The sequence below is a fragment of the Streptomyces sp. NPDC002690 genome (assembly GCF_053592415.1).
In genome coordinates, this window is the sequence record NZ_JBSFVR010000370.1 from 1 (window position 1) to 7,375 (window position 7,375).

General features: G+C 72.0%; 8 protein-coding genes and 1 pseudogene. 5 read left to right on the forward strand and 4 right to left on the reverse strand.

Features of this window, described 5'->3' with window-relative positions; all coding sequences use genetic code 11:
- Nucleotides 1-67: 67 nt before the first annotated feature.
- The 4 genes and pseudogenes from ACWD3D_RS30700 to ACWD3D_RS30715 all read left to right on the forward strand — a co-directional run.
- Nucleotides 68-1,651: pseudogene (locus ACWD3D_RS30700) on the forward strand (non-ribosomal peptide synthetase); the annotation flags it as partial.
- On the forward strand, nt 1,648-1,854 hold the full coding sequence (locus tag ACWD3D_RS30705; protein WP_451464018.1) for an MbtH family protein: 207 nt from the start codon (nt 1,648-1,650) through the stop codon (nt 1,852-1,854). The pseudogene ACWD3D_RS30700 and the gene ACWD3D_RS30705, both read left to right, overlap by 4 nt.
- A complete protein-coding gene (locus ACWD3D_RS30710) occupies nt 1,851-2,129 on the forward strand; it encodes an acyl carrier protein (RefSeq protein ID WP_451464019.1) in 279 nt (92 codons plus the stop codon). Before ACWD3D_RS30705 ends, ACWD3D_RS30710 begins: the two co-directional genes overlap by 4 nt.
- Entirely contained in the window at nt 2,122-3,558 is a 1,437-nt protein-coding gene (locus ACWD3D_RS30715) for a condensation domain-containing protein (protein WP_451464020.1), read from the forward strand. Before ACWD3D_RS30710 ends, ACWD3D_RS30715 begins: the two co-directional genes overlap by 8 nt.
- 62 nt (nt 3,559-3,620) lie before the next feature.
- Here ACWD3D_RS30715 and ACWD3D_RS30720 read toward each other — a convergent pair whose 3' ends face one another.
- Nucleotides 3,621-4,118: a phospholipase gene (locus tag ACWD3D_RS30720; RefSeq protein WP_451464021.1), complete on the reverse strand. Its 498-nt coding sequence runs from the start codon at nt 4,116-4,118 to the stop codon at nt 3,621-3,623.
- Nucleotides 4,119-4,491: 373 nt separating this feature from the next.
- Nucleotides 4,492-5,208, reverse strand: coding sequence for a hypothetical protein (locus tag ACWD3D_RS30725; protein WP_451464022.1), 717 nt, complete (start codon nt 5,206-5,208; stop codon nt 4,492-4,494).
- 352 nt (nt 5,209-5,560) lie between these two features.
- On the opposite strand from ACWD3D_RS30725, the gene ACWD3D_RS30730 reads away from it, so the two are divergent.
- On the forward strand, nt 5,561-6,103 hold the full coding sequence (locus ACWD3D_RS30730; protein ID WP_451464023.1) for a metallophosphoesterase family protein: 543 nt from the start codon (nt 5,561-5,563) through the stop codon (nt 6,101-6,103).
- Between the two features lie 131 nt (nt 6,104-6,234).
- Here ACWD3D_RS30730 and ACWD3D_RS30735 read toward each other — a convergent pair whose 3' ends face one another.
- Both ACWD3D_RS30735 and ACWD3D_RS30740 read right to left on the reverse strand, forming a co-directional pair.
- The gene (locus tag ACWD3D_RS30735) at nt 6,235-6,702 is read right to left on the reverse strand and encodes a hypothetical protein (protein ID WP_451464024.1); all 468 of its coding nucleotides are present in this window, start codon (nt 6,700-6,702) and stop codon (nt 6,235-6,237) included.
- 156 nt (nt 6,703-6,858) lie between these two features.
- A partial coding sequence (locus ACWD3D_RS30740) for an IclR family transcriptional regulator (protein WP_451464025.1) occupies nt 6,859-7,375 on the reverse strand: 517 nt, incomplete at its 5' end.

Sequence of the window (7,375 nt, forward strand, 5' to 3'; positions counted from 1 at the left end):
TCACGCCAAACCCTCCTCAGGGATGCTGCAACCCCGCCCACCGCGAAGACATTCGACGAGTACTGCTGGGGCTGGACCTGGTCTTAAATGGTTTACCCTGCCCCGGTCCGCCGCCCAGCTCGTCGCCGTCCTCGGGGTGCTCACCGCCGGCGCGGCCTATCTGCCGCTCGACCCCGACCACCCCGAGGAGCGGCTGGCGTTCATCCGCGCCGACTCCGGCCTCACCCTCCAGGTCTCCGAGGATCCCGGGCCCGACTCCCTCGCCCCGGAACCCCTCGGCGAGCCCGGCACCCCGCCCCCCGCCCCGGCCCCGCCGGCCCTCGAAGACCCCGCGTACGTGCTGTACACCTCGGGCTCCACCGGCACGCCCAAGGGAGTCGAGGTGCCGCACGGAGCGCTGGCGAACCTGCTGGCCGCGATGGGCGAAACAGCCCACGCGCGGCCCGGGGACCGCTGGCTGGGCCTCACCTCGCTCTCCTTCGACATCTCCACCGTCGAGCTCTTCGTCCCGCTCGTCACGGGCGGTCGCGTCGTCCTCGTACCTGAGGGACGGCACCGCGACGGTGACGCGCTGACCGGCCTCGTCGAACGCCACGCGCTCACCCACGTACAGGCCACGCCGAGCGGCTGGCGGCTGATGCTCGCCGCCGGACTGCACGCCCCCGGCCTCGTTGCGCTCACCGGCGGGGAAGCGCTCCCCGCACCCCTCGCGGCCACGCTGCGCCGCGCCGTGGGGCGGCTGGTCAATGTCTACGGTCCGACGGAGACCACGGTCTGGTCGACCTCCGCCGACATCGAGGCGGACGGCCCCGTCACCATCGGCGGCCCGCTGGCCAACACCCGTACGTACGTCCTGGACGAGCGCCTGCGTCCGCTGCCGTACGCGACGACCGGCGAGCTGTACGTCGGAGGCACCGGCGTCGCGCACGGGTACCGCGGGCGGGCCGGGCTCACCGCGAGCCGGTTCGTGCCCGACCCCTTCGGCCCGCCCGGCTCCCGCCTCTACCGCACCGGGGACCTGGTCCGGCTCCGGACCGACGGAAGGCTGGAGTTCGCGGGCCGGTCCGACACCCAGGTCAAGATCCGCGGACACCGGATCGAACTCGGCGAGATCGAGACCGCGCTCTCGGGGCATCCGGAAGTGGCCCAGGCCCTGGCCGTGCTCCGCGACGGTGCGGACGGCGGACAGGACCGGCTCGTCGCCTACGTGGTGCCGGCGCCGGCCGGCCCGGCGCCGTCTCCCGACGCTCTGCGCGCCCATCTGGCCCGGAGTCTGCCGGCTGCCGCGCTGCCCGCCGTGTACGTGATGCTCGACGCCTTTCCGCTCACTCCCAACGGGAAACTCGACCGGGCCCGTCTGCCCGATCCGGCGCCGAGCCGCGACACGACGGCCGAGCGGGTCACCGCCGGCGGGGAGCAGGGCGTCGTCGCCGCCGTGCTGGAGATCTGGCGGCACGTGCTCGACCTGGAGGACCTCGGACCCGACGAGGACCTGTTCGACCTGGGCGGCCACTCACTGACGATCGCCTCCATCGCGGGCCGCATCCGCAAGGAGTTCGGCGTGTCGGTCCCCTTCGACGTCTTCTTCGACAGCCCCACCGTCCACGGTGTCGCGGCCTGCGTCACCGACCTCATGGAGGAGAACAGATGAACGCGAGCATCCGCTACCAGGTGGTGGTCAACGAGGAGGAGCAGCACGCCCTGTGGCCGGCCGAGTCGCCCCCGCCGCAGGGCTGGCAGCCGGACGGATTCAGCGGCACCGAGGACGAGTGCGTCGCCCACGTCGACGAGGTCTGGCCCGACATCAGGCCGCTGAGCCTGCGCCGCCGGCTGGCAGAGCAGGAACAGCTGTGAGCGCCGCCGCCCCCGCCACCGGGACGCGCGCCCGGCTCGCCGTGCTGATCCGCGAGGCCATGGACGGGCAGATCGGCACGGACGAACTCCTCACGTCCCGGGCGACACTGACCGAGGTGGGAGTCACCTCGCTGGGCCTGCTGAGGCTGGCCGACGCCCTGGAGGAGGAGTTCGGCGTCGAGGTCGATCTCGCCGACCCGTCCTTCTACCGGGAGACCCTGGACACGCTGGCCACCCGGGTCGACGCCGCGGACGCCGGAGCGCCCCTTGAGTGAGCCGGAGGCCCCCGCGGCGGACCTCGCGGCCGACGTGGTCGAGGTCCCCTTCGCCGGGGACCGCTCGGGGACGGCGCCGCTGACCTGGGGGCAACAGGCGATCTGGAACGCGATCCTGCGGACCGCCCCGAACGACATCTACTTCAACATCGGTCGGATCCTCCCCCTCAGGGAGCGTGGCCGAACGGTCGAACCGGTGCGGCTGACCGCCGCGGTGGCGGCGTTGATGGAACGCCACGAGGCCCTGCGGACAAGGCTGCGGGGGACGGATCGGACACCGTACCAGTCGCTGTCGGACTCGGGCCGGCTGCCGCTGACCGTGGTCGACGAACCACGGCCGGAGCACGCGGACGCCGCCGCACGACAACTGCTCGACCGGCTGAGCGCCACCCGGTTCGACTACGAACGGGAGTGGCCGCTGCGGGTCGGCGTGGTGTGCGGCGAGGGCACGGTGACGCACGCGGTGCTGGTGCTGTGTCATCTCGCCTGCGACGGACACGCCGCCGAACAGGTGGTGCGCGACCTGCGGCTGCTGGTCGTACGCGGCTCCGCCGGCCGGAAGCCGCGCGCCACCCCGCTGGACCTCGCCGTGGAACAGCACGGACCGGCGGGGGAGCGCCGCAGCGAGCGGGCGCTGGCCCACTGGGAGTCCTTCTACCGCAGCATCCCTCCGACGATGTTTCCCCAGCAGGCCGCAGCCCCCCGGACCCCCCGGTTCTGGAGCGGCCGGCTGGTGTCGGAAGCCCTCGCCATGGCCACCGACGCGCTGGCCGCCGCACATCGCGTCAGCGGGTCGACGGTACTGATGACCGGCCTGGCGGCCCTCGTCGCGGCCGACGGCGGGCACGGCACGGCCGCGATGATGCCCATCGTCGGCAACCGCACCTCCGCGGACCACCGGGATCTGGTGGCGATGCTGTCCCAGGACGCTCCGTTCCTCCTCGACACCACCGGAGCCGTACGGTTCACGGACCTGCTGCCGGTGGCGTGGCGTGCGGCGATGGCCGGGTACCGGGCCGCCGCGTACGACCCCGTCGCGTGGGAGGCGCTCCGTGAGCGGATCGGCGGGGAACGCGGCACACCTGTGCATCCGTACTGCTGTTACAACGACCAGCGGTTCTTCACACGCCCGCCGGCGGAAGGCCCCCCGCCAGGAGCCGACGAGTTGAGGGAGGCCCGGACGCGTACGCGGTTCTCCTTCCCCGCCACCCAGGAGCGGCTGGGCTGCCGCTACTGCGTCCATGTGACCGAGGAACAGGGCACGCTCGCCGTCATGCTGACCGCCGACACCGCGTACCTGCCGCCGGCGGCGATCCGGGCGCACCTGGAGGCGCTGGAGGAACTGATCACCGCAGCCGCGTGCGGGTACTCCCCGCTGCTGGCGGATCTGCCCGGGCTGCTGGGGCGCGGGGAGGGCGCCCGCACCTGACCCTCACTCCGGACCGGGAGGCTCGGGCCACCACATGGCCCGAGCCTCGGAGGGAGGACCGGTCAGGCGGACCGGGGCAGCCCGGCGGTGCTCGTGCCGGCCGGTGCGACTCCGAAGATGTCCACCGCGTGGTAATACGTCCAGGCCGTGGCGTTGCACGAGGTCAGTGTCGCGCCGGAGTAGGCGGCGCAGACGCGCTTGAGGTCGGCGTAGAGCGCGGAGTCGAGGCGCGCCTTGTTCGCGGAGAACGTGCCGGCCGCCTTGTAGTTGCGGTAGCCGAAGTCGTGGCGGGCGCAGGCCGTCTGGAACGGGAAGCCGAACGGGTTGTCGGGCGAGGTGCTGCAGTAGTCGGTCGACCAGTCGAAGCCGTAGGCGGCCCACGCGCCCTGGTTGTTGCGGGCGGCGTTCCAACTGTTGTAGCTGGAGGCGCTCGTCTGGGTCCAGGAGCTGAGTACCTGGGGCTTGTCCGCGGGTGCGGCCGAGGCGGACGCGGCGGGCAGCAGGGCGAGCGGGAGCGAGAGGGCGACGGTGCCGAGCAGCGTGGCGACCTTGCGACGCATGGCGATCTCCGTGGGGTGAGGGGGAGTCCGGGTGGGCGTGCACCTCGCGGGGTTCATGAGGCTGCTCCGAGAATGCCGTCATGGACCTGTCATGAACAGGTATTGCGCCGACTGGACGCCGCGAATTGACGGGTTCGTCGAGCGGCGGCCATGTGGGGGCGCCGCTCGTTCCGGGCGGTTGACCCGCGTCCCTCGACGGTGTCGCGCTGTTCGCCGAGTTGCTGTCGGCCTCATGGAGCCCAGCTTTCGCGACGGCTGCTGGGGACCTGTCGGCGGCAGCGTCCGCCGTCGAAGCTGAGCGGCGGAGACAAGCAGGGGTGCGCGGCCCGCACCGGCCGCCGGAGCCGGATGCGACGTGACTGGTGATGTCATGTCAGTGCAGGACGCTGACGGCGCGGGCGATGACGAGCAGTGAGGTCGTCAGTGCCGCGATGCTCTCGACGCTCATCAGCAGTTTGGCGCGGCTGGAGAGCGGCATGGTGTCGGTGGGGCTGAAGGCGGTGGAGTTCGTCACGGAGATGTACAGGTAGTCCACGAGGGTGGGCACCCAGTCCGAGGTGCCGCTCGCGCCGTCGGAGACCTCCTGGACCGCGTCGTCGTTCTCGTCCTGGGAGAACCGGAAGTCGGCCAGGGGCAGTTCTTCCCGGGGCGCCTGCGTCCGGGTGACGGGGCCTCCACGGTCCAGTTCCCAGAAGGCCAGCCCGAACACGATGATGTTGGTCAGCCACACCTGCAGGGCGGCGGTGAGCAGCGCGGGGCCGTCCTTGATGCCGGCGTGGATCAGCTCGTGGACCAGGATGCCCAGCGCGGTCATGTTGCTCGCCGCGATCACGAGCACGAGGGTCAGCGACAGAACGCGGAACGTTCGGGTCTGGCGGGTCAGACGTCTGGGATTGATCGCCACCAGCGGAACGAGGAGCAGCAGTTCCAGGCCGGGCAGTACGAACCGCGGGGCGACCAGCAACTGCTGCGGGAGAGCGAGGTAGAGGGCGATCGCCACGAGGGTCGCCACGACGGCGGGCAGCCGCGCCTCGCCTCGCCGCTCATGGCGTGGATGCCTGAACCTCGTGTCCGCTCGGCTCTTCACCATGCGCTCCTCCGTCAGCCGTGACTCCCCCGGGATCAGTTCCCTTCCCCCGATCCGGGCAGCCGTGTCCGCCACGGGAACACCGGTACCCCGGGCAGCTCACCGCCGACGCCTCGCGGCGCGCGCCGGGCACCGTCGCACCGGCCCTGGACGACCGGGAGGAGTACACCTGGGTGTTCTGCTTCTCTCCTTCCGGTTGGAGGAAGTCTCGTGAACGGGGAAACCCGAGGGAAGCGGCAGCGAAGGGGACGGCGAATGTGACGGCCCAGGAGCCCGACCCCGTGACAGCACTTCCGCCGCCGCGGACCGCCCTCACCGGCGGTGCACCGGGAAACCCAGGAGAGAAGGCATCTCGATGTACCAGGACCAGCCCCCGGCGTCGACGGACGTCCCTTCCGCGCGACTGCTACTGATCTCGGACACCCATGTGCCCTCGCGTGCCAAGCGGCTCCCCGACGAACTGCTTCGGGAGGTGGATCGGGCGGATGTCGTATTCCACGCCGGGGACTGGGTGGACGTGGCCACGCTGGACCTGCTGGAGGGGCGGGCGCGACAACTGGTCGGCGTGCACGGCAACAACGACGGACCGGAGCTTCGGGCCCGGCTGCCGGAGACCGCCCGCGTCCGGCTGGCGGGTCTGAGGTTTGGCGTCGTCCACGAGACGGGAGCGGCCACCGGCCGCGAGGCGCGCTGCGCCGCGCTCCACCCCGACCTGGACGTCCTTGTCTTCGGTCACAGCCACATTCCCTGGGACACCCTGGCACCGGGCGGGCTGCGACTTCTGAACCCGGGATCACCGACGGACCGCAGACGGCAGCCGTACTGCACGTACATGACGTGCACGGTGGCGGACGGGGCCCTCGGCGAGGTCGTCCTGCACCGACTGCCCCGGCGCTGACCACTCGCTCGGCGTGCCTCAAGGAGGCAGCCTCGTACGCGTGGACGCGGTGCTCCCCGACCTCGGGCATCCTGCGTCCGTGCTCCTGCCGCGGTCCGGCCGGACCGGTCTGGCCCGGCCGGAGAGGCGGATCAGATGTCGACGACCCGATAGGCGATGGTGTAGACGCCACCGGAGCCTTCCAGCACCCGGTACTGCGTCTCCGCGCCGAACTCGTTGCCCGTGACGGTCACCGAGCCGAGCCGGTCGTCGCCGCTGGTGCTGTCGTAGTCCCACAGCGAGAGCGTGCGGGACTCGGTCTTGCCGAGGATCAGCAGGGCGTTGCCGTTGCTCTCGTCCAGGGCACGGCGGTAGCCGGTGCCCATGGTCTGGTACGACGCGCCGGCGGGCCAGAGCTTCACGGCCTTGCCGCCGTTGGCCGCGATGTTGAGGTAGGCCTCGTCGTGGTCGCCCTCGCTCTCGTCGCCGCAGTACAGGTCGACGAGCTGGATCTGCACGTAGTCGACGGGATCGGCCTGCGCGGCGCCCGCGGCGCCCACCAGCGAGGTGAGGCCCAGCGCGCCCGCGAGGGCGAAGGTGGTCAGTGGTCGAACGGTCATGTCGTCCCCCGTGGTCTCAGGTTTTCGCCGGTCCCCCGACCGGCTCGAAGAACAGACTGCCGGACCGCCGGACGGCGCTCTACGCGCGTTCCGCTGAGCGGAACCAGCTTGCGGAGGAGGGCCGTTCAGCTCACCGAAGCCGGCTCTGGCGGATGGTCAGTAGTGCAGGACGGGAGGCAGGCGGGGTGGGGACGCGTCGGCCCGGGCGAGGGCTGTCGTGACGGCCGCGCCCGCCCGCGCCGCTTCCTGGGCCGCCCGCTGGAGCCCCCGCGCGGACAACGTCATGACAGCGATCGCGGCGACGGTCCGGTCGTCGCGCCCCCTCACCGGGAGCGCCGCGCAACACACCCCGTCCATCACCTCCGCGCACTCCAGCACCGCCCCCGGCAGCCGGCCCCGGGAGCCGGTCCGGACCTGATCGCTCAGCACCTGGCCGGCCGCGGTGTCCAGCGGGAAGCTCATCCCGTTCCGCACCGGCACCAACGGTTCCACCTCGCCCGGCACGGACGCCACGGTGAGAGCCCGGCCGTCGTGCAGCACGGTCAGCAGCGCGCTCGCCCCGGTCGCCGCCCGCAGCCGGTGCAGCGGGTGACGGGCCGCCACCCGTAAACCCGGGTGGGGCTCCCACGCCTGCCCGAGGCGCGACCATCTGCACTTCGGTGAACGACGTCGT